Here is a 25726-nt window from a genome sequence, read left to right on the forward strand (position 1 = left end):
GGCAAGCCAGGTGGTGGCCGTGGGCTCGGTGAACATCGACCGAATCCTGCTGTGTCCCGTCCTCCCCTCCCCGGCTGAGACTGTGCTGGAGACCTCCGTGAGGGAGGGTTCCGGAGGGAAGGCGGCCATCAGGCCATGGCCCGCCGCCACCAGCAACCTGGTTGCTCAGGAGGGGCGGTGGGAGTACATCCCCGCTCCATGACCGTCGTCGGCACCACCGGCGCCGGGGACGTCGTCTGCGGCGTGCTCGCCGCAGACGACGCTCACGACCACTCCCTCACCCGAGCGGCAGCCACCGGCGCCACCGCGGGTGCCCTCGCGTCACCGCTCTCGGAGCCCGAGGCCCCACCCCGCCCGAGCGGCCTCGTCCGCATACGGGCCCGCCGGCCCTCGCCCATCCCGTACGACTCGCACGAATGGAGCACGGCCATGTCTGCCATTCCCCTGATCATCGACACCGACACCGGATCCGACGACGCGGTCGCGCTGCTGCTCGCTGCCGCCAGCGGACTCGGCGACATCCGGGCGGTGACCGCCGTGGCGGGCAATGTGCCCGTCGAGACCGGCACCCGCAACGCACTGATCTCCCTCGAGACCGCCGGCCGCACCGACATCCCCGTCCACCCCGGCTGTGCCCGCCCGATGACGCGGGCCCTCTCCACCGCGCAGCACGTACACGGCGAGGACGGCATGGGCGACATCGGCCTGCCCGACCCGACTGCCACCTGCCATCGCACCCACGCGATCGAGACTCTGCTGTCCTCCCCCCACCGCTATCCGGGAGAGCTGACGCTGGTCACGCTCGCCCCGCTCACCAACATCGCCGCCGCCCTGATGCGTGATCCCGAACTGTTCACCCGCTACCGGCATGTGTACTGCATGGCCGGCGCCGCCGACCTGTGCGGCAACGTCTCGCCCACCGCAGAGTTCAACGTCTGGGCCGATCCCGAGGCCGCCCGGATCGTCACCCGGGCGGCCACGCCCGAGAAGGTCACCTGGATCGGGTGGGACGTCTCCCGCAAGGACGCCGTCATGACCCCGTCCGACCAACAGCGCCTGGAACAAATCGGTACCCCGATGGCCACGTTCGCGCACCGCATCAACCGCACCGTGAACGACTGGGCCCGCGACGTCACGGGACTGACCGGCTACGACCTGCCCGACCCCGTAGCCATGGCCGTAGCACTCGACCCCAGCCTGGTCACCGAACAGGAACGGGTCCACGTCGACATCTCCGTCACCGACGACACCCGCGGACAGATGATCATCGACCGGCGCATGTCCGCTCCCGCCCCCAACATCACCCTGGTCCGCCGCGTCGACGAGACCGGCTTCAAGAAGCTGCTCTTCGACACCGTCACCGCTCCCCTCCCCGGCTCGCCGCTCACCGACACGGCTGCCCCCGCCCTCCGACCCGGATCGGCTTCGTGAGCACTCCCACCACGCGGATCCCGCGCTACGAACTGCACTGCCATCTCGACGGCTCCGTCCGCCCGGACACCGTCGCCGACCTCGCCCGCGAACAGGGCATCGCCGTGAGACGGCCCGTCCGGGAACTGGTCGTGGCCCCGGCCCACTGCGGCAGCCTGACCACCTTCCTGACCTACATCGACCTCCCCCTGCAGGTCCTGCAGACTCCGGACGCGCTCACCCGGGCCGCCCGGGAGCTGATCGAGGACTGGAAAGCCGACGGCGTCGTCTACGGAGAAGTGCGCTTCGCCCCGCAATTGCACGGCCGCCATGGCATGACCCCCGACGGAGCCGTCCAAGCAGTTGCCGAAGGCCTGGCCCAGGGCCGGGCCACCACCGGCGTGAGCACCGGGCTGCTGCTGTGCTGCCTGCGCCACCAGAGCCCGGACGAAAGCCTCGCCGTCGCCGAGACCGCCCTGCGGCATCGGAACGTCGTCGCCGGTCTCGATCTCGCGGGCGACGAGACCCTGTACACCGCCCAGCCCCACCGGGCCGCCTTCGACCTCGCCCACAACGCCGGCCTGCCCTGCACCGTCCACGCCGGAGAAGCCGCGGGCCCCGAAAGCATGTGGGAGGCGATCGACATCCTCGGCGCCCGCCGCATCGGCCACGGCGTGCGCTGTACTGCCGACACCGCACTCCTGAACCGGCTCCGCACCGACAGGATCGCGCTGGAGATGTGCCCCACCAGCAACGTGCAGACCGGCGCCGTCCGCAGCCTCACCGACCACCCCGCCACCCCACTGCTGGCCGACGGACTGCCCGTCACCATCAGCACCGACACCCGCACCACCTCCGACACCACCCTGCAACGCGAATTCGACTCACTGCGGCACAACATCGACTGGACCAGCCGGCACGAGGCCCTCGCACAGGAGAACGCTGCCCAAGCGTCCTTCAGCTCCACGAGCGAGCAGTAGGAGCGAGCAGCGGAAGCAATCTCGACAACTCATCACACGCGCACCAGGACGTGGAAGGAGTCCATCGCCCCGGACTTCGACGCGAAGCTCGACCGGATCGAGTACGCCCTGAACGAGCGACCCGACCGCACCTTCGCCTTCGCCTTCGACGAGTTCGGGCCGCTCGGCATCCCAGCGACCGCCGGGACCTGAGGGGCAGGGCAGGCCCGACCGGTTGCCGGCCACCTGCCACCGCACCCACGGAGTGCGTTACTTCCACGGTCGCTACTCGGTCGGCGACAACGCTCTCCGGGGTGTCAACCGGCGCCGCGAGGGCGCCGACCGCAGTGTCGCCACACTCAAGACCAGCCGGGGGCCCGTTCGGACGGCGCCCCGGTCTACGTCATCCTCGACAAGCTCTCCGCCCGCCAAGGCAGCAAGATCCGCCGGTGGGCGGCCAGGAACAAGGTCCAGCTGTGCGTCACGCCGCCCAACGCCTCATGGGCCAACCCGATCGAGGCGCACTTCGAGCCGCTGCCGCAGTTCACCCTCGCCAACTCGAACCACCCCAACCACACGGTTCGGACCCGCGTGTTGCACCGCTACCTGTACTGGCGCAATCAGAACGCCCGCCATCCTGACGTCCTGGCCGCCCAGCGCCGGGAACGCTCCCGGGTCCGCAGCGTGAAAGACATCCGCTGGAGCGGTCGCCCTCTCAACCCCACGGCCTGACCGCCCGCCTCCCATGATCGTCAGTGACCCGGCACCGGCGGCCTCGCCGCAGGAACCTACCCTGTCAGGGCCTTTCGGGCTTGTGGGCCAGGAGGCAGGCGTGCGGTCTGTTCACCCGTCCGCCGGGCGCCTGCTCCAATCGCGCGGTGACGACGAGCCCGGCCTGGCCCAGCAAGCCGACCATGCGGTCCAGAGGCAGGAGGTGCGATTCATAGGACACCGGACGGCCATAGCCGTGGGTCGGCTGTAGCCGTTTATCGCCGACGTAGTCTCCCCAGAGAAGGAAGCCGCCGGGCGCGAGCGCGCGGTGGAATTCAGCGAACACCGCCGGCAGCCACTGCGGGGGCGTGTGGCGGGTGGAATACCAGGCCAGGATGCCGCCGAGTTCGTCGTCCCCCGTCTCCAGGGCGGTCATCGAGCCCTCGGCGAACCGCAGGGGCAAACCACGCCAGCATCGCGCGGGACAGCGGGTCCATCTCGGCTGGAGGCGGGACGCGTTCGACGTAGTCGGCGGCAACCCTGTCGTACGACTCCCGGACAGCGGTCAGAAAGGAGGGCTCAGCCATACGGGCGACCCTAGCTGGTACTCGCACGCGCCTACGCCCGTAAGGCCGGTGGGCTCCACTGGTCCCGCCTGCCCAACCTGTACACCGCGCAGGAACTACGGCTGCGGGGCTGCCGGAAGCGGCTGTGCGGCATGTGCGGGACCGACCCGCTGTAGAACACGCGGGGCCGCCCAGGTAGTCCCGCTCTTCCATTGTCCGACGCAACACCCCCGGCATGATGCCGGTGCATCGGCTACAACACCGCCCGTTGGCAGCAGGTGCGCCACTGCGACGAGTAACAGGCCTCCGAGACGGCAGCGTTCGAGGCCAAGCCGAAGGCTGAGCTGGCGGCGTACTACCACGAGCGGCTATGACGACTGCCCCTGCCCCGGACTCCGCCTCCGGGCTGATAGCCCGCGCGCGAAGGTGTGGGTGCCGCTCGGCGAGCGGCACGGGATCGAGGTGGCCCGCGCCCGGCCAAGGCCAAGGCCAAGGGCCTGACCGACGAGGTAGGGAAATGCCCCTCATCCGCTGTGCCGAGGCACGGAAGCTGTCACCAATACCAGTGCTGACCTGTGGTTTCGCTTGGTCGAAGCGAGGACGTCGTCACCAACTCGGCGCGCTTCTCGTCACTCCGTCCCACAGCACGGCTGGTGTCACTTGAGTTGGTCCGGTTGATGGTGCGGATTGAGCTATCCGCCGTCGCGAGGCGCGCCGCTCGGAGTCGTGGCCAGCCCCGCCCGCTCCAAAGCCTTGCGGGCGGCGAGATAGCCTGCGATTTTGAACGCCAGTTCGTGAGAGCCGAACGTATCGGCACGGGCATGGCGCAGCACCACCCGAGTGGCGGCCACGACTCCGTGCTCGGGAAGGCTGAGCTGCTCCTCGATCCCTGCGGCGGCAGCCGCGAAGAAGCGTGGCAGGTCCTCGGCAGGTTCGTACTCCACCGTCAGCCCATGGGCCACCTCGAAGGCGAAACCCTCGGCTGCGGGCTCGAAATCCACCGTTATCTCCGCGAAATGTGGCGCGCAGTTCTGCTTCTGATGCAGCACGCACACGCCACGGAGCGGATACGGCGGAAACCGGGACGGCGCTGATGTCATGCCGGAACGCTACCTCCTGCCCGGTACCCTGCCTCTGCCGTCGACCTTGGTGACAGTAGGGCTGCCGTTGTGGAAAATATCGCGCTTCGGCTCACGAATTGTGCCGAGGCACGGTAGCTGTCACCGCCGGGTTACGCCAACCTGCGATCTTCCATAAAATGAGGCACCGCAGTTGTCACCCCTTTACCGAGGTGCAGCGCTGCGCTCCCCGGTGACCACACGCCCGTCTTTGTGAACGTCTGACGGACCCGCCGTAGCCGGATTTCAGCCCGCGTACACGAAGATGATGCACAGAGCTGCGAAGGGCACGACGGACCCGCCGAGCAGCGTCAGCGCCGCCGGGACCGCCGCCGTCAGTCGCCTCTTCCCCTTGCGCCTGCCCGAACGGAACACCACGCGGGTCAAGGGGAATGGCAGCGCCACGAGGGCGAGGAAGATCACTGGCACCAAGAACCGGCTGAACGCGGTGGTGCCGGTGTCGGTGATCAGATGCCAGGTGGTCGTACCGAAGAACACTGCCGGGCCCGCCAGTAGGTAGAACGAGAGGCCCAACGCCACGGCGACGGTCACGCCTTCCGTCAGCCGCTCGGCCCACGCATGCTCCCGGCGCACTTCCGCTGTCCCTCTGTCCTCCATGCCCATTCCCCCAGCTGCCGCACTTCGGTGTCGCCGCGCCAGCGCTTCGGTCGAACTGCTCAGTCCGTGGCCAGCAGAAAACAATAGCGTCAGGACCCGGGGCTACGGACACGATGATCTATGGACCTCGGCCCGTCAGACTCCTCCGCTCCTCGGTACGACTGGCGTTCCGCTCGGCCAGCGCGCTTCCGCAGCCGGTCTCGCACCCGCTGGACAACGCGGGCTGTCCCGCCAAGCGCCACACCGTCACGCGATTGATGCAACGTTACCGGTTACCCAGGTCCGGGCTCTCGCCGCAGCACAGGCCGACGCCTCCCTCGAAGTCGCCGTCTCAGTGACAACAAGCGTGCCCTCGTGTCAACCATCGCGCTTCGGCTCAGTAGGGCGAGACATGGGGACGGCCTCTGCGACAACAAACCTGCCTATGCGGCACCTATCGTGCTTCGGCTCACAAATGCGGTTCGTAGCAGGTCGTTGATTGGGCAGCGTCAGAGCTGGAAATCTACGGGCTGGACGTGCGTGAAATCCGCGCGCGGGCGATCGGCCCGGGTGCCCCATTCCGTGAAATACGACTCGGTGACGGTCTCCGCGACGATCGGATCCAGATCCTCCCCCGCCGCTCCGGCTTCCGGTAGCTCCAGGATCTTCTTCGCGTAGGGGGTTGAGACCGGGGTGGTGATGGTGCGTATACGGCCGTGGTCCGAGCAGCCCGAGCAGGTGAACCCGAAGTACGCCGTCACCTCCACCATCGTCCCGCTGGAGGTGGACGCCTGCACACACACCTGTGCCCTGACCAGCGGTTGCGTCTCCCGCCACTGCCCGCCGGTCCTGGAATACCGGATCACCCCTCGAACCGCTGCCGCAACCGCTCGGCGTGCGGGCCGTACTCACCGACCGACAGGAACGGTCAGATGAACTCCCGCTCTTTGTCCGTCAGTTGCATGCGCGTCACTCCAGAAGGTCTAGCGGTCCGAGCCCCGCCACGAGGACGAGTGCCGCCGATTGGTCACACCCCTTTACGCGCCCTGGCCGTACGGGTTGAGTGCCCAGAAGCGGACGGTGTCACTGCGACGGTCGAACCACAGGCTGGTGGAGTAGCCGCTGCCGTCGCGGTCGAGCTCTTGCGACCGGACCCACTGCGGATTCTCCGGCCCCTCGCTCCTGAGTGGCTTCTCGAACCACGAGGAGAAATCATCGGCCGGCCCCTCGGAGACGAAGGCGTGGGCCGCTGTCAGCTCGGCAAGTGTCCCCGGTGTCAGCCGGGCGAAGCCCGAGATCACCAGCTCCGGCGAAGGTACGTCCCGTTCGTTGTCCCGGCTGCTCACCCACTTGGCGTCGGCGAGCGGCCCCAGCACCGGAAACGCCCGCTCCAACGGTGCGGTGTCGGTACGCCATTCCTCCTTGGCCCCGTTCGCCACCTGACGCAGGGCCCACCAGGCGGGCAGGACCGCCAGACCCGCCCCGATCCCGATCAACTTCCGTCGCTCCAACGCGATCCCCCTCATGCCTGGCTTCGGGGGCACCTTAACCGGCTCAAGCTCCTCACCCGGACCGCCTACTGATCACAACCAAATACGCGCCCAGCGGCACAACGGAGCCGGTGCTGGACAGACCTGCCCACCCGCCGATCTGCCGGACGCTCAGGTTCTCCCCGGTCTCGGGACGGCATGCCGACTGGGCGGCTGTCCGACTCGCACCGATGAAGGAGTGGAGGGGGCATCAACGACGAGCAGGCGCGCGCCGAGCCGCTCGGACGGACAGGCGAGGATCTCGTCGAACCGTACGGGGTGGCGCTGGCACGATATAGAGCGTGGCGGCGGCCTTCTGGGCGCCGGCACGGATGGTCGAGACGCCACAGATACAGCGGGACCTCGCACAAAGGACAGCGGAATCTCGCGAATAAGAAGAAGCAGTGCGAGCGTGAAATGCGCGAGGAGGAGCCATGAGCAGGAGGCGAGGCCCACAGGTCCAAGCGCCCGGCAGGGGCGTACGGCGGCTGTGGCTGCTGCCCGACCCGGGAGGGGACGAGCCGTTCATCGACGTCCATAGGGACGGTCACGGGACGCTGAATGTGTGGGTCGCCCGGGACGAACGGGAAGATCATTTCTGCTTCGCGGTGACCGCACAACACATCGCCGCCGCAGAGCGCAGCGCACTTCGGCGTTGGGCCGTCTTCGCCGTACTCTTCGGTGAACTCGCTGTCTTTCACCCCGATGCCGCCCCGGCCCGTCCGCCGGGAGAATGCCGACGGGTGATCGACACGATCCTCGGTGGCACCGTTTCCGAAGTCGAGCAGTACTTGACCATGATGAACAAGCGTTTTCTGGGCGGTCTTCGGGATTCACTGGCGTTGTTGTGCGAGGCCGATCTGACGCGTTCTCGGGATCGGGCGGCGTTCGAGAAGCGGCTGTGGTTCGGCGTCGAGTCGTTGATCACCAACGATGCGGAACGCGCCCGGCGTGCGCAGGAGACGGAACGCAGGGCAGCGGCCCGGGCAACCGCGGTGCGGCAAGCCTTCGAGCCGTACAACGACGCCCTTCTGATGGCCGAGTGCGACGACGTCGTGCAGCGTGCCATCGGCCTGCTCGGCTCGGACCCGGTGGTCAGCGATTTCGAGGTTGGTGCGCCCGCACACCACGACCGGTATCTGACGTTCGGCTCCGGCGGCGAGATCATGCTCCGGGACGGGGCGGTGACGGCGATCCTCTTCCATGTCCAGCCCACCGCGGCCGCGCCGCGCGGCTTCACCGGGCTCAGTGCCCTGATCCCCGGGCTGAGCCGGGACTCTTCGAGAAGCCAGGTCGAGGAGGCACTCGGTGAACCGATCGTCGGACGCACGGGCCCGAACGCGACCTACCCCGTCGCGGGCGGGTTCGTGAAGGTCTTCTACGACGCGTGGGCCGAGAAGGATGCGCCGGGTCGTCTGAAACTCATCCAGATGACAGCGGAGGACACGTACGCCAAGACCGATCCTGCCGACGAGCGCTGCCCTGGCTGCGCGGACATGTTGATCAGGACGACATCGGCGTCCGATGGCGTCGACGTGGACGTGGACGTGGACGCAACGATCACAGCGTTGCATGACGGGGTCGCCGCCGGCCGTCTCCGCCAGGCGCACAACTGGGTGGCGCTGGACGACATGCTCCGCCTGCACGATTCCGGACTGATGGAACACGTCGCGGCGCAGCTGGGATGCACGATCTGCCACCGGCACATCCTCTTCGCGCTGCACCGCGACGCGGACCCGACCTTCGAGTACGTCTCGCTCAACGACGCCTGTCGCCGAACCCCGGAGCAGGTCCCACTGGTCGAGCGGTGGGGTGATGCCGCCCGGATCGCGCGGGCAGCGCAGCGCCCGGAACAGATCGCGACCGACGGCAGCACCTGGGTCCTGTTTGCCATGGGCAAGCATCTCTTCATGAACGCGCGTTGCTGGTACAGCGCCGTGGAAGGGTCGAGGCTGATCCGCCTGGAGGCCGCCGAGGTGCAGCAGTACGAACGTGACGGTGAGGCATATTTGTCCCGATTGCAGGAGGCAATCAACCGCACCTGGACGAGCAACGACGATCCTTGGCGCTCGCGCGACCTGACGCGGAGCAGGATGTCGGACGAGGAGGCCATCGAGGCGAGCCTGGCCGCAGCGCAGGAGGAGGAGCAGGCGTGAGCGGTCGGATCATCACCGCACCCGAGATGGTGGTCGGCGTCGTCGGGGATCACTACGGTTTTCGGCTGACGCGGTGCCGCGTGGGCCGGCCAACGGCCGGACACCCGATGCCCACCCGGCGGGGACGTGTCCACGGCGATGCGAACTGGTGCCTGCGAGATGTGCTCCGCCTGTTGCCTGGACGGCTTTCGCGACGAGAGCGTCGCGATCGTCACCGCGGCGAACTGGGTGGAGATCCGCCGCTGCCGTGCCTGTGGCGCGTACTGGGAGACATGCGGCCCGCCGGCCGCCCCGCGGTGATCCCACTTGAGGAGGCGCGGAGGCGAGCACCCGTCGCGCAGTGGGACGACTCGCACGGGGCCGACAACGGGAATTGAGCGTCCTCGGTCGGCGAGCGTTCAGAGGTAGGTGACGGCTGCTGCAGCTGCCCGCCTCCTCATGGCCGTTGCGGCTTTCGGGCCCGGTCGGCGGCTTCCGAACACATCAGGAAGCTCACGGTGCGCACCGCGTCAGGGGCGAGGCCGGCGTCCGGCACCGGCTCCACGTCGTGCTGCCCGCCGGGCTTCGGACGGCGAAACAGCTCGACCGGTCACGGGCGGTGATCGACTCCTCCCGCGTCAGGGCCGCTCGGCGGGGCCCGGAAATGGCCCCGGCCCGGTCGACCGAGCGCGGCCCGGCAGCAGGCATCACGTGCTCGCCGACGGACAGGGCATCCCACTCGCGGTGTCTCTGACCCTTCGAGCGAAGCCTGTGGTCAGAAAAGCTCCAGCAGTTCCGTCAGAGTTGTGATGGACGGGACGGGAGGAACGTCCGGGAGCGGGGAGTCCCGGACGAGCGCTCGCCCCACATATCCGAGGTCGCGGGCCGCTTGAACCAGGTCGGGATCGTCGTCGATGAACAGGCGTTGCGTGGGCATCAGACCAAGCGCGGTGCTGGCGTGGTGGTACATGCGCGGATCCGGCTTGTTGCAGCCCAGCTCGGCGGAGATCGCTTACGCCTCGCCCCGAGTAGACCTGCCGAAGTCCGGGCTCCGGGCCCGATCCGCACACGCGGCCGGACCGGATTCCCCGCATCGGCGGGCTGACGGACGGTTGCCATGGAGTGCGTACCGTCCGTCGGGCACCCGGGGCGCGGCATTCGTCGGGGGTCGGGACCGGTGACCGCCACCGGGTGGGCGGGAACCGGTGCGGCCCGATGCCGTCGGTCCGCCGGGAGACTTCAGGAATCCCCCGGTGACCTGGATGACACACGCTCGCGCTGGAAGACCCTCGGCTCCGCCGGATCCGTGTCGGACCACCCTCCGGTCGGCGAGCGCGGCCGCATCGGTGGAATACCCGCGGAACAATGGTTTGTCACCGCAACAACAACCGGAAGGTGTTCTCCGGACTCGGCCCTGTTCTCGTACAGCTACGGCGAGCGGACATCGGACGCCCGAGCAACAGTGTGCGGATCTGGATGCGCTCGGGATGCGCTGGTCGGTCGGGCTCGGCGGAGGAACGCGCGGGAAGGCGGGCGTTGGCCACCCGAGTTGTACGGGGCCGGCCCGGTCGCGACTCCATGGATGGAGGTCGGCCCCGGCCGGCCCACCGTCGCCTGCAACGCGGAAGGCGCCTCAGGGTGTGAGGGTTGCCGAATGGGCGGTCGGCCGGTGCTCCGGGGTGTAGGCCCAGGGGCGCAGCTGCTCCAGGGCCTTGCCGATGCGGAAGACGGTCGGGTCGTCGTAGGTGTGGCCGACGATCTGGAGGCCCGTGGGCAGGCCCCAGCTGGAGTGGCCGCTGGGGACGTTGAGGACGGGGCAGCGGTTGTTGATGTTGAAGGGGACGGTCATCGCTGCCCACAGGGGCTCCCCGTGGTCCACGCCGTTCACCACCAGGCGGCCCAGGAGGTCGTCTCCGGCGGGCAGTCCGGGGACGGCCGTGGTCGGGCAGATCAGGGCGTCGTAGGGGGCCATCGCCTCGCCCAGCTCGCGCTGCAGCCGGGTCTCGACGCGCAGGCCGTCGAGGTAGGTGACGCGCTCGCGGGCTGCGGCCATGGTGTCGGCGAAGGCTGTCGCGTAGGTCGACATGCGGTCGCGGTGCTTCGCTTCGATTTCGGAGACGAGGGCACCGAAGATGGTGGAGAAGTGTGCCGCGAGACTGATGAGGAGGTCGTCCTTGGTCCACGGAAGTTCGATCTCCTCGACGACGGCGCCCGCATCGGTGAGGTCGCGGGCGACCGCGCGGGTGTTGGCCTCGACCTCCGGGTGGACGTCGTATGCGCCCAGGCGGACGCACAGAGCGATGCGCATTCCCGCGACCGCCTCGTACTCGGTCGGCAGGATGAGCTTCGGGCGTAGCGACACGTGGTCGCGTGGGTCGGGGCCTGCCAGGATGTTGGCGAAGGTGAGGCAGTCGTCGACGGTCCGTGCCATGGGGCCGTCGCCGCGGTAGTGGTCGGCGGAGAGCGGTGCGACGCCGGGGATCCGGCCGTAGGGGGCTTTGTATCCGACGGTGCCGGTGAAGGCGGCGGGGATGCGGGTGGAGCCGCCGATGTCGGAGGCTGAGGCGAGCAGTGCGGTGCCGGCCGCGAGAGAGGCGCCCGCGCCGCCGGACGAGCCGCCGGGGGTGAACTCGGGGTTCCAGGGATTGCGCGTGACGCCCCACAGGCGGCTGTGGGTGAAGGTGGCGATGGAGAATTCGGGAGTGGCGGTGCGGGCGTGGATGATGCCGCCCGCGTCCAGGATGCGGTCGATCACCGGAGCGTTCTCGGTCGCGGTGTTGCCGGTGTTGACGAGCGATCCCTCGGTGAGAGAGCGCCCGGCGATGGCGTGCTTCTCCTTGGTGGCGACCGGGATGCCCTCCAGCGGGCGCGGCGTGAGGCCGTTCTTGCCGAGGAAGCGGTTCTCGGCGTGCCGGGCCTGTTCGAGTGCCTCGTCGAAGAGTTGCTCGGTGAAGGCGTTGATGGTGGGTTCGGTCTGCTCGGCGCGGTCGATGACCGCGCGCATCAGTTCCACGGGAGACAGTTCGCGGGCGTTGAAGAGTCGTCGCGCCTCGGTGGCGCTGAGGTAGGCGAGATGGGTGCTGGAGCCGTGCGCGTTCATGTGGAAGTCCTTTTCGTATGAGGGGAAGGGAGGAACTGCCTCGCGGCGACGCAGGCAGGCCTCAGCCGATCAGCCGTTCGCGGGCGGTGTGGTTCCAGGCCGTTGCCCCGGTGGCGGCAGGGCTGAGGTGGCCGACGCTGTGGAAGCCGTGGACGATGCCGCCTAACCGCCGGTGCTCGACGCGCGGCGCGTCGTGCTCCGCCGAGGCCACGTCACGGCCGGAGCGGACTGGCCGGTTGCCCGCGTGCAGGGGCACTGCCCGCGGTTCAGGGCCGGCCGGCACGGTGGTGGTCGCCTTCGCGGCCCCGGGTCCCGTGGCCTGGTCACGCCGGTCGGCGGTCAGCGTTCGCGGCCGTGCCTTGGCCCGGGCCGCTTCGTTCTCTCCTCCTGCCGGAGCATCGAATTGCTGGCGGCTCCGGCAGGGAATCTGTGATGTCCGGGGCGAGGAGCACGTCACGTCTCCCGACGGTCGACGGTGTGGCCGTCCTCGGGGCACAGCCAGTGGGCGGCCGCCGCGAGCAGCGTCGTCACACCGGTCCTGATCGTGGGCTCCGGAACGGGGGCGAAGTACGGAGAGTGGTTGGCGGGGATCGTGCCGGGCAGGCCGTCCGTCAGCAGGGTGGCGGGGTTGATGTGCTGGAAGAGGGCCGGGTCGGCGCCGCCGAAGTGCCAGAAGACCGAGGGGACTGCGAGCGCGGTGCCGAAGACACCGAAGTCCTCACTGCCGGTCAGGGTCTGGGGCAGGGTGAAGACCCGTTCGCCGCCGAGGACTTCGGCGATTGCGGTGAGTACGGCGCTGGTGGCCCGGTCGTCGTTGACGGTGACGGGGAAGGAGTTGATCCCGGTGATCTCGGGGTCCTTCGGGGCGCCGGAGGCGGCGGCCTCGGCGCGGACGATCCGTTCGACGGCCGCCAGAACCCTCTTTCGTACTGCGGGAGTCGTGGAGCGGATGTTGATCCGCAGGTCGGCGGTGTCGGGGATGATGTTCTCCTTGGTGCCCGCGTGGATCGAGCCGACCGTCACGACGGCGGTCTGCGACGCTCCCACCTCCCGGGAAACGACCGTCTGCAGGCGCATGACGACCGCGGCGGCCATGACGACCGGATCGACGGCGGTCTCGGGCGTGGATCCGTGGCCGCCGCGTCCGAAGAGGCGAACCCGCAGGCTGTCGGAGGCGGCCATCACCGGTCCGGGACGGGTGCCGACGAAGCCGACGGGGGCCGGGGACACATGCTGGCCGAGGCAGACGTCGGCGCGCGGAAAGCGCTCCAGAAAGCCGTCCTCGATCATTGCCGGTGCCCCGCCGATCTCCTCGGCGGGCTGGAACACGGCGACGACCGTGCCGCGCCACTTGGCACCGGCGGCGGCGAGTTGGGCGGTCGCGCCCAGAAGACAGGTGACGTGCATGTCGTGGCCGCAGGCGTGCATCACGGGCACCTCGTTGCCCTCGTCGTCGACGGCGGTCTCGTGGGAGGCGTAGGGCAGCCCCGTGGCCTCCTTGACCGGGAGTCCGTCCATGTCGGCGCGGAGCAGGACCACCGGGCCCGCGCCATTGGACAGGACCCCGACGACGCCGGTGCCGCCGACGCCCTCGGTGACCTCCCAGCCCTGCTCCCGCAGCCGGTCGGCGACGACTCCGGCGGTGCGGAACTCCTGGAAGGAGAGCTCGGGGTGGGCGTGCAGGTCTTCGTAGACGGCGCACAGGCCGGGCAGCCGGTCCGGGAGGCCGTGGAGCAGAGGTGCGACGGATGCGGCGGTCATGAGTGGTCCTTTACGGGGGTGGGCAGGTCGGACACGCCGGTGGCGGTCCGGAAGGAGGCGGCGTCCTGCGGGGTCAGGAGAGCCATGACGGTGGCGATGGCCGCGCCGAGCACCAGGGAGGCGAAGGCCACCTTGAAGGAGAAGGCGTCGGCGAGCGCGCCGATGACGGGCGGGGCGGCCATGCCGGCCACCTGGCCGCCGAAGACGATCACCGCGCTCCCCACGCCGACGTCCTCGGCCGCCAGTCCGCCCAGTGGGACGGCGAGGACGGGCATGTAGCAGAGGGAGACGGCGACCGAGGCGAGCGTGCCGAAGACGACGAAGCCGGTGAGCGAGGTCGAGAAGGCCATGAGGAGCAGCGCGGCGGCGGCCACTGTCATGCTGGGCACGATGACCTTGCGGTGGTGGCCGCCGAGCCGGTCCGAGATGCGACCGCCGACGATGATCGCGCCGGCGGCGGCGAGGGCCGGGATCGCCACCAGGGCTCCGGCCGAGGCGAGGGGGACTCCGTGCACTTCGCTGACATAGGTCGGGACCCATGTGTTGAGGCCCCACACGATCGCGCTGTAACCGAACATCATGGCGCTGAAGCGCCAGATCACGCCCAGTCGCAGGACTCCGCCCGTGCGTCGGCCGGCGGTGCGGGTCTCCGGCTCTGTGCGGGGCAGCGGGGCGGGGAGCCACATCCGTACCGTGATCAGGGCGAAGACGCCGAGCGCCGCCGTCGAGAAGAACGCCGAGCGCCAGCCGAAGACGGCGATCAGCGGAGCGACGAGAAGTGGGGTGAGGACGCCGGCGACCGCGTTGGAGCTCATGATCAGACCGTTGGCGCCCATCCGTTCCTCGGGCGTGGTCCGCTCGACGAGAACCTTCAGCGCGGCGGGCGGGAAGACGCCTTCGGCGGCGCCGAACGCGAACCGCATCACGAGCAGGACGGCGAACGACCAGGCAAAGCCTGTCAGCGCGGTGAAGACGGACCATGCCAGCAGGGCCCAGATCATGATCCGCTGCGCGCCGTATCGGTCGGTGAGCATCCCGCCGGGTATCTGGCACAGGGCGTAGGCGAGGAAGAACGCGGAGACGATCAGCCCCTGCTGCCCGCGGCTCAGGTCGAACTCGGCACCGAGGGAGGGCAGGACCAGGTTGATGACGAGTCGGTCGGCGTAGTCGACCAGCCAGGCGGTGAACAGCAGGACGATCGTGATCCGGACGGTTCTCCGGGCGGACTGCGGGGACGGAGCAGACACGCGGCACTCCTCATCGCTGTGGCCGAAACTGGGCATCGGCCGGAAGTGCCCCTACGATCCGTTCCGTGACAGGAATTCCTGGAGAATTGCAGGAAAATGTTGTGGAGGGAGCTGTGGTGCCGGATTCCCGCGACACGAGTCCCGGCGCGCTCTTCTCCGAACTGGACCTGGCTCTCGTCGACGCGCTCCAGGCCGCTCCCCGGGCGCCCTGGTCCCGGATCGGCCAGGCACTGGGCGTCGACGCGACCACGGCGGCGCGCCGCTGGGAACGGCTGTGCGCGAACGGCCTGGCTTGGGTCACCGCGTACGACGCGGCGAAGTCGGCCACCGTCGCCTATGTCGAGGTGCGGTGTCGGCCGCGGGCGCTCGAATCCGTCAGCATCGCCCTGGCCGACATGCCCTGGGTCTTCAGCGTCGACGAAACCGCGGGCGACTTCGACCTCCTGGCGTCCGTCGCCGCAGCCGATCTGCCTGCCCTCGGCCGCTCGGTCCATGGCCTGATCGGCGGTCTGGACGGTGTACGGTCCACCCGTACCCGCCTCGGCATCACGCTGTACAGCGAGGGCGGTGACTGGCGGATGCGGGCCATGGAGCCCGCCGGGCACGCGGAACTCTCCACTCCGCGCACCGCACGTCCGACCGTGTACAGCGCCCATATGCACCACCTGCCTCCGCCGGAGGACCGAGCTCTCCTGGAAGCCCTCGGCCGCGACGGACGCCTCGGCTACAGCGGTCTCGGGGCCGCGGCGGGGATGAGCGAGCACACCGCCCGGCGCCGTCTTCTGCGGATGATCCGGGACGGAGACATCACCTTCCGCTGCGATCTGGCCCATCCCCTCGCGGGGCTCTCGACGGTCGTGCTCTACCGCACCGCCACCCCTCACACCCACCTCGAAGGCACGGGCCAAGCGCTGGCCCGGATGGAGGAAGTCCGCCTGGCCGTGTCCGTCAGCGGTTCCGACAACCTGCTCGTGATGGTCTGGCTGCGCGGCTTGCACGCCATCGACCCCTTCGAAGCACAGCTCGCGGAGCGCTTCCCGAGTCTGCGGGTCAACGACCGCACCGTAGTCCTCCACTCACGCAAGCGCATGGGACGACTGCTCGACACCACCGGCCGTGCCACCGGGCATGTTCCCTTCTCCCTGCCACAGCTCTGACCCGTGCCCGGTGGCGTCGAGAACCTCGAACCACATGGAGGCCGGGCGGTGCGGTTCGTCTGCCGGAACCTTGAACTGCCGGGCCGGCTGGGCCTTTGCCGATCACACGCGCACCGGGCCTGTCACCGACGCGTCGGCCACCGCCGGGCAGTGCCCCGGCAGTCTGGCCGGGGCCGTCGTACACACCGGCCGAGGCGCCCAGTACACGAGCCGGGCGTTCGCCGACGCCTGCCGCAGAGCCGGTGTCCGCCAGTCCAGGAGCACGATCGGCTCCAGCGCCTGGCTCTGAGCGCGACCGGCTCCAGCGTCTGGCTCTTCGTGCGGCTTCGGGCTCAGGCACAGTCGGGCAGCAACTCGCTCAGCAGGCACCGGACGAACCGCATGTGTCGGACCGGCCGGGGTGTGCGGGCCGGATCGTCTCGGTAAATGTGTGGCGTGCTGTCGGGCGCGTCGGGAGACTGCGTCGGTGACCGGTTCCGCACTGCCTCAACTGCTTCGGCCTCGTGCCCTGAGGCCAGGAGATCTCGTCGTTGTCGCGTCGCTGTCCGGGCCGCTCCATGCCGTTTACGAGCCCGACCTCGAACAGGCGGTGGTCGTGCTTGAGCGTATGGGATTCCGTGTGCGTCGGTCGCCGCTCCTTGAGGCTGGTCGGCACCATTGGTGGAGCGCGGCTCGGCCGGTGGAGATCGCCGAGGAGCTCAACGCTCTCCTGCGCGATCCTGAGGTGCGCGCGATCATCGCGCATGACGGCGGCCAGACGGCGCTCGGCTATCTCGACCTGATCGACGTCGAGGCGATCGCTGCCGACCCCAAGCCGATCCTCGGCCACAGCGACACCTCGCTGCTGCATCTGGTGCTCTATGCGCGCACAGGTCTGGTCGGGTTCCATACCGACCTGGCCACGCCCGGTCTCGGTGGGGCGTGGCAGGCCGCGCCCGCCGCGCGCAGAGCGGAACTTGAGAGGCTCTACTCGACGCTGCTGACCGGCACTGAGGCGATCGGTGCGCTGCCCACCACCCCGTCGTGGGAGTGCTGGCGTCCTGGGTGCCGAAGGGCGCCTGATCGGCGGCCTGCTCAATCGCATCGTGCTGGTGCAGGCGACGCCCTACGCGCTGCCGCTTGAGTGGTTCGACGGCGCGGTGCTGTTCTGGGAGGAGATGGGCGGCCTGGCATCGCACGTGTGGAGCTATCTGCAGACACTGAGGCACTGCGGCATCCTCGATCGAATCTCCGGCATGCTTGAGACGCCCAACGCGTCCCCGAGCCTCCCCGAGATGGTCCTCGACGTCCTCGGCGGCCGTGACATCCCGGCCCTGGGCAACGTCGAGTTCGGACATGCCGGGCCGAACCTGCCGATGCCGGTCGGCATCCGCGTCGGTCTCGATGCGCAGCAGCGGACGTTGTCGCTGCTTGAACCGACGGTACGGCCGCACGCGATGACGGGACCGGTCAGCTGAGCATCGTCGCGATCGAGCGGCCCTCGGCGATGCGCCGGGAAAACGGCTCGTAAGTCCGTCGGCCGGTGCACAGGCGCCCCCGGTGGGGCGCGGGCTTCCTGGTGTGCGCGGAGTGGCTCAGGCGGCACCGGGCTCCTCCAGCGCCACCACGACCATCACCGGAAGGTCGGTGTCCTGCTGGATCACACCGGCGGTCAGGATCCGGCCGTCGAGGGTCCACTTCTGCACCCTGATGAACTCGTCCCTGTCAGCCTCCGTTTGCTCGGCCTCGACGAGGTGGCCGGCGAGAGAGGACTCCTCGATCTCGGGCAGGAAGTCGGCCAGCACCTGCTCCCCCTGCTCGTAGACGGCATCCAGGTCGTCGAAGTAGCCCGACTCGTCGACGTCGCGGATCCAGACGGCGAACGAGACGAAGACCGCCCCACCATCGAGCGTCTGGATCCAGCCTCCGACGCCGTCCTTGTCCCACGACGTCTCCACACCGTCACGGGGCTTGCCCCCGGGCGTCCACTTCCGAGCCGAGAACCGGGCCGCCACGCCCTCTGCGGTCAGCGGGGCGAGGCCCCTGAGCTCTTCCAGCATTGCGATCACCGCGGCCATGAAACTCATTCCACTCCTGCCGTTGTCGGGCACGTGATACGCCCTCAGCTGCCCGCCGGCGCCGGTTTCGGGGAGGGCCTTGGACCGCGCTTCGTTCACATGCGCGGCACCCCATTCATTGGACACCCCTGCAGCGGACACCCGTGCCTCCAGATCCAGCAGTTCCGCCGGCCGCCGACCGCCGTCGACATGGATCTTCCGGCCATCCGGCAGGATCCGCTGCTGCTCGTAGCTCCGGTCGGTGACGAGCCGCCGGTACTGGCCCGACGGGCGTTCAAGGAGCTGTCCGTCAGCCGGCCCAAGCCTTTGAACTGCGAGTGCGGCGACAGGCCGAGAGGGTCCCAGACGGTGAACGGGGTGGACACCCGGGCCTTGCCACGAGGTCGATGGCCCTGGCGAAAGAACCGGCGGGAGGACAGCGGCAGGGTTCCCGGCAACACCAGGCCGGTCTGGGCGGGAATGTCCTTCCCGAGGCGAGGTCGACCGGGTCGGTCCCGGAGTCGACGCGGTGCCCGTCGGGCGGCCGTGAGTGCCATTGGGACGGTAGGGCGGGCTGAACGCAGTGCCCTCCTGGGAGCGTGGGTGCGCGAATCCCAAGAGGACACCGCTGTTCACCGATGTGGATAAGTGCGTCGTCAGGCAGGACCTGGCCGGCGCCGGGGCAGCGGATGCCGGGCTGCGCACCGGGGCGAGCGCGTGACGGTGGACTTCCATTCGGCTGGGAGGAGAAGTGACGAGTCCTGCGTCATCCGCTGTGCGCCGGGGCAGTGGCTCAGGCCATGGCGGCCCGGGCATTGACCGCATCCGCCGGATTCCAGCCGGCTCGTGGCACCGAGGCCAGCAGGAGCCGGGTGTAGGGGTCTTGCGGACCGGCCAGCACCTCGGCCGTCGGTCCTTGCTCCACCACCGTTCCGCGGCGCATCACCACGACCTCGTCGGTGATGTGGTGGACTACCGCCAGGTCGTGGCTGACGAAGACCAGCGCCACCCCGGTGTCCCGGCGGATCTCGCTCAGGAGCTGAAGGATCTGCGCTTGGATCGAGACGTCCAGCGCGGCCACTGCCTCGTCGAGGACCAATACCTTCGGGTCGACCGCCAGCGCCCTTGCGATGGCCAGGCGTTGCCGTTGGCCGCCGGAGAGGCCGTGTGGCCTGGCCTCCGCCTCCCGGGCGCCGAGCCCCACCCGGTCGAGCAGCCCGTCGGCCACGGTCGCCTCCCGGCCGTGCAGACGCAGGGCCGTGGTGAGGCACTGGCGGGCGGTGAGCCGGGGGTCCAGGGAGACATACGGGTCCTGGAACACCATCTGGATCTCCCGGGCCCGTGCCAGCCGGGCCTCCCGGCCGCGCGGGGTACGCGCGGCGCGGGACCGTCCGGAGACGGAGATGCTGCCCGCATCCGGACGTACGAGACCTACCAGCATCCTGGCCACGGTTGTCTTGCCGGACCCGGACTCGCCGACGATTCCGAGTGAACCGCCCGCCGGGACGGTGAAGGTGATGCCGTCGGCAGCGGTGAGGCGGCCTCCGCCGGGCAGCCCGTATGTCTTGCGCAGTCCGTCCACGGCCAGCAGTGGTGCGGCTTTCGTTGTCGTGGTGGTCATCGGTCGCTCCTCCTCTCAGTGCCCGTGCCCGGCAGCAGCACGGGCAGGCGGCGACAGGTCGCAGTACCCTCGCCGTCCAGCGGCACCGGCTCGGGCCGCCAGGTCGAACACTCCGGTTCGGCGTCCGGACAGCGCTCGGCGAATTCACAGCCGCCGAACGCGTCCGCGAGCGACGGCGGGCGCCCCGGGATCGGGAGGATCGTCCGCTGCCCCTCCCCGAGCGTCGGGGAGCAGGCCAGGAGCCCCTTCGTGTACGGGTGGCGGGGCCGGTCGAAGAGGCCACCGGCGGGCTGCTCCTCGACGACCCGGCCCGCGTACATCACGTACACCCGGTCGCAGTACGCAGCGGCCAGTTGGAGATCGTGTGTGATGAACAGGAGCCCCAGGCTCCGATCGGCACGCAGGGTGCGCAGGAGAGCGAGGATCTCGGCCTGAGTGGTGACGTCCAGGGCGCTGGTCGCCTCGTCGGCGAGGAGCAGCCTTGGCTCGGCGGCCAGCGCACCCGCGATGACGACGCGCTGGAGCATGCCTCCTGAGAGCTCGTGCGGGTATTGGCGGGACCGGCGTTCCGGGTCGGAGAGGCCGACCGTGTCGAGGAGTTCGACGGCTCGGGTACGAGCTGCCTTCCTGTCGAGCCCGGTCCCCGTCAGCCGTTCGACCAGGAAGTCGCCGATGCGGCGGACCGGGTTGAGAGCGGAGCGCGGATCCTGGTGGACCATCGCGACCGTACGGGCCCGGTGCCGGCGCAGGGCGTCGCCGGTCAGTGCGAGGACGTCCGTGCCGTCGACGCGGATCGAACCGGAGACAGCCGTCCTGTCGGGGAGCGTACGCAGCGCCGCCCTGGCGGTCGTCGACTTGCCCGAGCCGGACTCGCCGACCAGGCCGACCACTTCGCCACTTGCCACTCGCAGGGAGACACGGTCGAGGACGGGCCGGGCTGTGCCCGGGAGTTCGAGGGTGAGGTTTTCGATGTCGAGGAGCATGCGGCTACCTCCTGCTGCCGAGTCGGTCGGCGGCCCAGACCCCGACGACGTTGAAGGACACCACGACGAGGGCGATGGCGAGGCCGGGCACCAGGGCCGGCAGGAGCGCGCCCTGGACGACGGCTGCCTGCCCCTCCTGCACCATCAGACCCCAGTCGGAGCTGGGCGGCTGGGCGCCGAAGCCCAGGTAGGAGAGGGTGGCCAGGGACATCAGGGCCTCGCCGAACAGCACGACCAGATAGCCGGTGATCGAACGGCCGAGGTTGGGGATGAGGTAGCGGGCACAGATCCGGGCTCCGCCCATGCCCTGGACGCCATAGGCGTCGATGTAGGGCTTGCGACGTTCGGAGAGTGCCACCGAGCGGGTGTATTTGGCGACGGTCGGTGTGTAGGCGAGACCGAGGGCGAGCACGGAGGTCGTCATTCCGGCGCCGAAGACCGCGATGATCAGAACGGTGAACAGCAGTCCTGGGAAGGCGTACATGACGTCGGTGAGGCGGGAGACCACCGTGTCGACCCAGCCGCCACGCCATGCGGCGAGTGTGCCGAGGGTGACGCCGAGGACGGCGGCGATGGCCAGCAGGAGGATCGGGGCGACAAGGCTGGTGCGGGCCCCGTACAACACCCGCGAGAGGAGGTCCTGTCCGGAGGAGTCGGTGCCGAGCAGATGTTCCGGGCCGGTGCCGACCAGGGACGCGGAGAGGTCGATGGCATCGGGGGCGTAGGGGGCGAGAAGCGGTGCGAGGAGCGCCGCCAGGACGACCACGACGAGTGTCCCGCCGGCGATCGCCAAACCCGCCGGAAGCCGCTCCTTCCCGGTCTTCGGACTGACGCGGTCGAGGGTGGGCGCGCTCATGCGGAGGCCTCCTTCACTCGCGGGTCGAGCAGGGGGTGCACCAGGTCGACGAGGGTGGTCACGACGATGTAGCCGGTGACCATGAGCAGGAGTACGGCCTGCGCGACGGGGAAGTCGTGCGTGTTGATGGCGCCGACGAGCAGCGAGCCGATGCCGCTGATCCCGAAAGCGGTCTCCACGACAACCGTGCCGGCCAGCATGCCCGCCATGACCAGACCGCACATGGTGACGATCGGGCCGAGGGCGTTGCGCAGCACGTGCCGGACCACGATCTCCCGTTCGCGGATGCCGGACGCTCGGGCGACCTCGACATGGTCGGCCGCGCCCGCGTCGACCATCGACTGCCTGGTCACACGACTGATCAGGGCGAGCGCGCCGAGCGCCAGGGACAGGGCGGGCAGCGTCAGATGGTGCACGGTGCCCGCGAACCCCTCGCCCCTGCCGGTCACCGGGAACCAGCCGAGCTGGACGCCGAAGACCGCGACCAGGGCGATGGCGGAGACGAAGGACGGCACGGAGGCAGCCAGGGTCGTGCCGCCGACGACCGTCGAGTCGATCCAGGTGCCGCGGCGGACGGCGGCGAGCACGCCGGCGCCGACTCCGAGGACGACGAAGAGGACGGTCGCGTACGCCACGAGGGTGAGCGTCGTCGGGAAGCGGGCGGCCAGCAGATCGGCGACCTGGTCGCTGTACTTGAAGGAACGGCCGAGGTCCAGCTGAACGCAGTCGCCGAGCCAGCGCCCGTACTGCACGACGAGGGGCTCGTCGAGGTGGTACTGGGCCCTGACCAGTTCCAGCTTCTCCGGGGAGAGCTTGTCGCGTCCCCCGGCAAGGAAGACCGCGGGGTCGCCGGGCGCCGCGTACACAGCGGCGAAGATGACGAAGGAGGCGGCGAGGAGTGTGGCCAGCAGTCCGGCCAGCCGCCGGGAGATCCGGGCGAGCATGCGCGATCAGCCCTTCTTCGAGCCGAGTTCGGCGGCCCACGGGTAGTAGAGATAGGCCATGGAGGCGGGCGGTCCGGTCAGTTTCTCGTTGAGGACGAGAACGGAGGGCACTTGGGCGACCGAGATCCAGACGGCGGCGTCCGTGAACGTCTTCTGGATGTCGACCGTGAGCTTCGCGCGCTCGGCGTCGTCGAGCGTGGAGAGCGCCTTCTTCACCTTGGCGTCGTACGCGGCGTCCTTGAAGCCCACCCAGTTGTTGGAGGAGTCGGACAGCGCGTTGTCGTAGAAGCCCATGGGATCGGCCTTGGAGATGTACCAGTCACCGACCAGCACATCGATGTCGGCGCGGGCCTGCGGGTCACTGTAGAACTGCTCGAACTGCGAGGTCGGCACGGTTTTGATCTGCCCCTTGAGGCCGATCCGCTGGAGCGCGGCGCGTACGGCGTTGGCGACGACGGAACGGCCCTGGCTGGCGTCCGTGCCGATCACTACCGGCTCGGTGGTGTCGGTGTCCGCCTCCTTCACCAGGTTCTTGGCCGCGGCGAGATCCTCGGCGGTCGGGGCGGCGGGGGCATAGGCGACGGCCTTCTGGGCGGCCTCGAAGACGGGCTTCTCGTAGCCCCAGGCGCCGGAGCCGACCGGGGTGCTCCAGGGCTGGACCATGCCGCCGTAGCCGGATGCGGCGATGCCCTTGCGGTCCAGCGCGAGCGAGAGCGCCCGGCGGACCTTCGCGTCCTTCAGTCCGCCGCGCCCGGTCGGGATGAGGACGAGGGAGGCGGTGGAGGGACCGTAGTGCTGCTCGATGCCCTTCTTGTCCTGGAGAGCCGCCGCCGTGTTGGGCGATTCGGCGTAGGCACCGTCGGCGGCGCCGGTCGTCAGGGCGTTGACGAGGGCGCTGTCGGCGGCCCAGCGGAAGGTGACCTGTTTCGTCAGGGGCTTCTTGCCCCAGTACGCGTCGGAGCGCTCGATGGTGATGGAGTCGCCGGATTTCCAACTGCTCAGGCTGTAGGGGCCGGTGCAGGCGTCGGGGTGTCCCGGTGTTCCGAAGTCCTTGCCCGCCTTCTCGACCTGTTCCTTGTTCCAGACGATGCCCGCGTCACCGGCGAGTGCCTTGAAGAACATGGCGTCCGGCGCCTTGAAGGAGATGGTGATCCGGCGGTCGCCGGTCTTCTCCATCGCTGCGATGTTGTCGAACTCGTCGCCCTGTTCCATGTCCGGGTCGGCGTGCCGCTTCAGGCTCCAGAGCACGTCGTCGGCGGTCATCGGGGTGCCGTCGTGGAAGGTGACACCGGAGCGCAGGGTCAGTACGAGGGTCTTGTCGTCCGGGGTTTCGGCCTTCTCGGCGAGGAACGGCTTCGTCGACATGTCCGGCTGGAGCTGATACAGCCGCTCGCAGACGTTGGTGAGCACGACGCGGCCCGCGCTCGATCCCTGGGTGTCCAGGTCGAGCGAGTCCGGCTCGTCCTCCAGGAGCCAGTTGGCGTTGGTGAGTTCGCCCTTGGCCGGCGTGGTGGTCGGGGTGAGGTCGAGCGTGGCCGCGTCTGCGGTCCGGGAGCCGCCTGCGGTGTTCTGGGTCGCTCCGCTACAGCCCGCGGCCGCGACGAGGGTCGCCGCGACGAGGCCCGCGGCCAGGACCGACTTTCTCGAAGAGGTGTGCGTCATCACTGAGTTCCTGTCAGTTCTGGCCGTACGGGCCGTCGTAGAGGTTCCAGGGAAGGTGCTGGTACTCGCGGTCGCAGGGGGTACCCGCGGTCACGTGATAGTCACCTGAGGTGAGGTCGGCCAGGGAGGAGACGAGGGTGGTCCACCGCTCGAGCAGCGGCCGGCGCGGATCGGGGTGGGTGCACAGGGATTCGGGGTGGCCGAGGTGGTCCGACATCGCCCGACGGATGATCCTGCGCGACTCGTCGGGGCCGGCGGAGCCGCGCAGTGCCTTCAGCCCTTCCGCGGCTCGGGGGACGCGGACCAGGGAATCGGACGACATGGGCCGGTAGCCGGCAGCGGCCAGCGGTGCGGGAATGCCTGCCTGGTAGTGGTTGCCGTGCACGAGCAGGCCATCGGTCGGATACATCCAGCCGTGCCCGGCCGGGGTGGTCTCCAGGTCGATGGCGAAGCCCTCACGACAGGTGAGCAGGGCGTTGCTGGCGATATGTGCCCGGGTTCGGCAGAGCACATCGAGGGCGTCGGTGATGTTGCTCTGGTCCAGGACGCTTCGGCGTACGACGGTCTGGGGCAGCCCGATCGCATCGCTGAATCGGCCGCCGAGGCCGTTGGCGTTGAAGGCGAGCCCGGCGGAATTGGCGCCCTGGCGGCCGATCTGTCCGGCCTCGACCTGCATGATCAGAGTCGGCTTGGGGGGCTGGACAATCCTGATCATGACGACGGTGTCGGCGACGCCGGCCCGCCAGTCCCAGTTCTGCCCGGCGTAGACGTGCCCGTCGCCGCTGGCTTCGCCGTGGACGGCGAAGGAGGTGCAGCCCTCAGCGGGCTCTTCCTCGCTCGCTCGCCCGTCGGCGTCCATCTGTGCGAAGGACTTGTCGTAGATGACCTCGCCCCGGGCGTTCAGGGCGAGGACGTCGAGCAGGCTGACACCGGCGCCGTCCGCGATGCCCTGCATCTCGTCGACGAGGTGGGGTGCGTAGTCGCGTACTGGCTCCAGCCAGTGGGCGGCTCGGGCGGTGACCCGGTCCCAGGTCAGGCCTGCGGACTGGCCGAAGGCCTCCTCGTAGTAGCCGAGCGCGGCGTGTACTTGGGGCCGCACTGCCTCGCCGTACTGGCGGCCGCGCTGGAGCGGGCTGCCGGAGATCTCGATGACCGGGAGGACCCGGGCGGGCCCGGGGGCCGTGGGACGGGGTGCCATGCTTCTCCTCGCTCTGGAACGCGCTCCGAACGGCGCCACGGGACCGCGACAGTCCTGTAACGTCGATTACGGGTTGCGTTCCGATTGGAACGCACTGCCCAGGAACAGTAACGTCGGTCACACGGAAGTCAATGGT

23 protein-coding genes and 3 pseudogenes are annotated in these 25726 nt (G+C 69.4%); 8 read left to right on the forward strand and 18 right to left on the reverse strand.

Annotated features, from left to right (window positions below; genetic code table 11):
- Nucleotides 1–177: 177 nt before the first annotated feature.
- The 3 genes and pseudogenes from ABZ622_RS28725 to ABZ622_RS28735 form a co-directional block, all read left to right on the forward strand.
- Entirely contained in the window at nt 178–1431 is a 1254-nt protein-coding gene (locus tag ABZ622_RS28725) for a nucleoside hydrolase (protein WP_360548018.1), read from the forward strand.
- The gene (gene add / locus ABZ622_RS28730; protein ID WP_360548020.1) at nt 1428–2390 is read left to right on the forward strand and encodes an adenosine deaminase; all 963 of its coding nucleotides are present in this window, start codon (nt 1428–1430) and stop codon (nt 2388–2390) included. Before ABZ622_RS28725 ends, add begins: the two co-directional genes overlap by 4 nt.
- A gap of 39 nt (nt 2391–2429) precedes the next feature.
- A pseudogene (locus ABZ622_RS28735) lies at nt 2430–3101 on the forward strand (IS630 family transposase); the annotation flags it as partial.
- Nucleotides 3102–3165: 64 nt separating this feature from the next.
- Here the strand turns inward: ABZ622_RS28735 and ABZ622_RS28740 are convergent.
- The 5 genes and pseudogenes from ABZ622_RS28740 to ABZ622_RS28760 form a co-directional block, all read right to left on the reverse strand.
- Nucleotides 3166–3667, reverse strand: a pseudogene (locus tag ABZ622_RS28740) (class I SAM-dependent methyltransferase).
- Between the two features lie 671 nt (nt 3668–4338).
- Nucleotides 4339–4746 (reverse strand): hypothetical protein, encoded by a 408-nt coding sequence (locus tag ABZ622_RS28745; protein WP_360548022.1) that lies wholly within the window; start codon nt 4744–4746, stop codon nt 4339–4341.
- A 264-nt stretch (nt 4747–5010) separates the two neighbouring features.
- A complete protein-coding gene (locus ABZ622_RS28750; protein ID WP_360548024.1) occupies nt 5011–5388 on the reverse strand; it encodes a hypothetical protein in 378 nt (125 codons plus the stop codon).
- A gap of 482 nt (nt 5389–5870) precedes the next feature.
- On the reverse strand, nt 5871–6227 hold the full coding sequence (locus ABZ622_RS28755; RefSeq protein ID WP_360548026.1) for a hypothetical protein: 357 nt from the start codon (nt 6225–6227) through the stop codon (nt 5871–5873).
- Nucleotides 6228–6398: 171 nt separating this feature from the next.
- The gene (locus ABZ622_RS28760) at nt 6399–6872 is read right to left on the reverse strand and encodes a hypothetical protein (protein WP_360548028.1); all 474 of its coding nucleotides are present in this window, start codon (nt 6870–6872) and stop codon (nt 6399–6401) included.
- A 761-nt stretch (nt 6873–7633) separates the two neighbouring features.
- On the opposite strand from ABZ622_RS28760, the gene ABZ622_RS28765 reads away from it, so the two are divergent.
- The gene (locus ABZ622_RS28765) at nt 7634–9046 is read left to right on the forward strand and encodes a hypothetical protein (protein WP_360548030.1); all 1413 of its coding nucleotides are present in this window, start codon (nt 7634–7636) and stop codon (nt 9044–9046) included.
- A 436-nt stretch (nt 9047–9482) separates the two neighbouring features.
- On the opposite strand, the gene ABZ622_RS28770 is transcribed toward ABZ622_RS28765, so the two are convergent.
- Nucleotides 9483–9590 (reverse strand): DUF6357 family protein, encoded by a 108-nt coding sequence (locus ABZ622_RS28770; protein ID WP_360548032.1) that lies wholly within the window; start codon nt 9588–9590, stop codon nt 9483–9485.
- Between ABZ622_RS28770 and ABZ622_RS28775 the strand changes: the two are divergent.
- Nucleotides 9564–9781: pseudogene (locus ABZ622_RS28775) on the forward strand (IS5/IS1182 family transposase); the annotation flags it as partial. The gene ABZ622_RS28770 and the pseudogene ABZ622_RS28775 sit on opposite strands and share 27 nt — an antisense overlap.
- A gap of 19 nt (nt 9782–9800) precedes the next feature.
- On the opposite strand, the gene ABZ622_RS28780 reads toward ABZ622_RS28775, so the two are convergent.
- The 5 genes from ABZ622_RS28780 to ABZ622_RS28800 all read right to left on the reverse strand — a co-directional run bounded on the left by ABZ622_RS28780 (nt 9801) and on the right by ABZ622_RS28800 (nt 15133).
- Complete coding sequence (locus tag ABZ622_RS28780; RefSeq protein WP_360548155.1) at nt 9801–10034, reverse strand: HAD-IA family hydrolase; 234 nt, start codon at nt 10032–10034, stop codon at nt 9801–9803.
- Nucleotides 10035–10658: 624 nt separating this feature from the next.
- A complete protein-coding gene (locus tag ABZ622_RS28785) occupies nt 10659–12125 on the reverse strand; it encodes an amidase (RefSeq protein WP_360548034.1) in 1467 nt (488 codons plus the stop codon).
- 61 nt (nt 12126–12186) lie between these two features.
- Complete coding sequence (locus tag ABZ622_RS28790; protein WP_360548036.1) at nt 12187–12381, reverse strand: hypothetical protein; 195 nt, start codon at nt 12379–12381, stop codon at nt 12187–12189.
- A 197-nt stretch (nt 12382–12578) separates the two neighbouring features.
- Nucleotides 12579–13886, reverse strand: a complete 1308-nt coding sequence (locus tag ABZ622_RS28795; protein WP_360548038.1) for an amidohydrolase — start codon at nt 13884–13886, stop codon at nt 12579–12581.
- Nucleotides 13883–15133 (reverse strand): MFS transporter, encoded by a 1251-nt coding sequence (locus ABZ622_RS28800; protein WP_360548040.1) that lies wholly within the window; start codon nt 15131–15133, stop codon nt 13883–13885. Before ABZ622_RS28800 ends, ABZ622_RS28795 begins: the two co-directional genes overlap by 4 nt.
- A 116-nt stretch (nt 15134–15249) precedes the next feature.
- Between ABZ622_RS28800 and ABZ622_RS28805 the strand changes: the two genes are divergently transcribed.
- From ABZ622_RS28805 to ABZ622_RS28815, 3 genes are all read left to right on the forward strand, one after another.
- The gene (locus tag ABZ622_RS28805; protein WP_360548042.1) at nt 15250–16290 is read left to right on the forward strand and encodes an Lrp/AsnC family transcriptional regulator; all 1041 of its coding nucleotides are present in this window, start codon (nt 15250–15252) and stop codon (nt 16288–16290) included.
- Nucleotides 16291–16756: 466 nt separating this feature from the next.
- Nucleotides 16757–17413 carry an LD-carboxypeptidase gene (locus tag ABZ622_RS28810; RefSeq protein ID WP_360548044.1) on the forward strand — a complete coding sequence of 219 codons (657 nt, stop codon included), beginning with the start codon at nt 16757–16759 and terminating at the stop codon, nt 17411–17413.
- A complete protein-coding gene (locus tag ABZ622_RS28815; RefSeq protein ID WP_360548046.1) occupies nt 17376–17747 on the forward strand; it encodes a hypothetical protein in 372 nt (123 codons plus the stop codon). Before ABZ622_RS28810 ends, ABZ622_RS28815 begins: the two co-directional genes overlap by 38 nt.
- 117 nt (nt 17748–17864) lie before the next feature.
- On the opposite strand, the gene ABZ622_RS28820 is transcribed toward ABZ622_RS28815, so the two are convergent.
- The 7 genes from ABZ622_RS28820 to ABZ622_RS28850 form a co-directional block, all read right to left on the reverse strand.
- A complete protein-coding gene (locus ABZ622_RS28820; RefSeq protein ID WP_360548157.1) occupies nt 17865–18347 on the reverse strand; it encodes a hypothetical protein in 483 nt (160 codons plus the stop codon).
- A gap of 772 nt (nt 18348–19119) precedes the next feature.
- Nucleotides 19120–19947, reverse strand: coding sequence for an ATP-binding cassette domain-containing protein (locus ABZ622_RS28825; protein WP_360548048.1), 828 nt, complete (start codon nt 19945–19947; stop codon nt 19120–19122).
- Complete coding sequence (locus ABZ622_RS28830) at nt 19944–20930, reverse strand: ABC transporter ATP-binding protein (protein WP_360548050.1); 987 nt, start codon at nt 20928–20930, stop codon at nt 19944–19946. Before ABZ622_RS28830 ends, ABZ622_RS28825 begins: the two co-directional genes overlap by 4 nt.
- A 4-nt stretch (nt 20931–20934) precedes the next feature.
- Nucleotides 20935–21786 carry an ABC transporter permease gene (locus tag ABZ622_RS28835; RefSeq protein WP_360548052.1) on the reverse strand — a complete coding sequence of 284 codons (852 nt, stop codon included), beginning with the start codon at nt 21784–21786 and terminating at the stop codon, nt 20935–20937.
- On the reverse strand, nt 21783–22730 hold the full coding sequence (locus tag ABZ622_RS28840; RefSeq protein ID WP_317859734.1) for an ABC transporter permease: 948 nt from the start codon (nt 22728–22730) through the stop codon (nt 21783–21785). The genes ABZ622_RS28835 and ABZ622_RS28840 overlap by 4 nt, the downstream gene beginning before the upstream one ends.
- Nucleotides 22731–22736: 6 nt before the next feature.
- Nucleotides 22737–24392, reverse strand: a complete 1656-nt coding sequence (locus tag ABZ622_RS28845; RefSeq protein ID WP_360548055.1) for an ABC transporter substrate-binding protein — start codon at nt 24390–24392, stop codon at nt 22737–22739.
- Nucleotides 24393–24405: 13 nt separating this feature from the next.
- Nucleotides 24406–25590, reverse strand: coding sequence for a C45 family peptidase (locus tag ABZ622_RS28850; RefSeq protein WP_360548057.1), 1185 nt, complete (start codon nt 25588–25590; stop codon nt 24406–24408).
- Between the last annotated feature and the right edge of the window lie 136 nt (nt 25591–25726).

It is taken from the genome of Streptomyces sp. NPDC007164 (assembly GCF_040634135.1).
Lineage (GTDB): Bacteria > Actinomycetota > Actinomycetes > Streptomycetales > Streptomycetaceae > Streptomyces > Streptomyces sanglieri.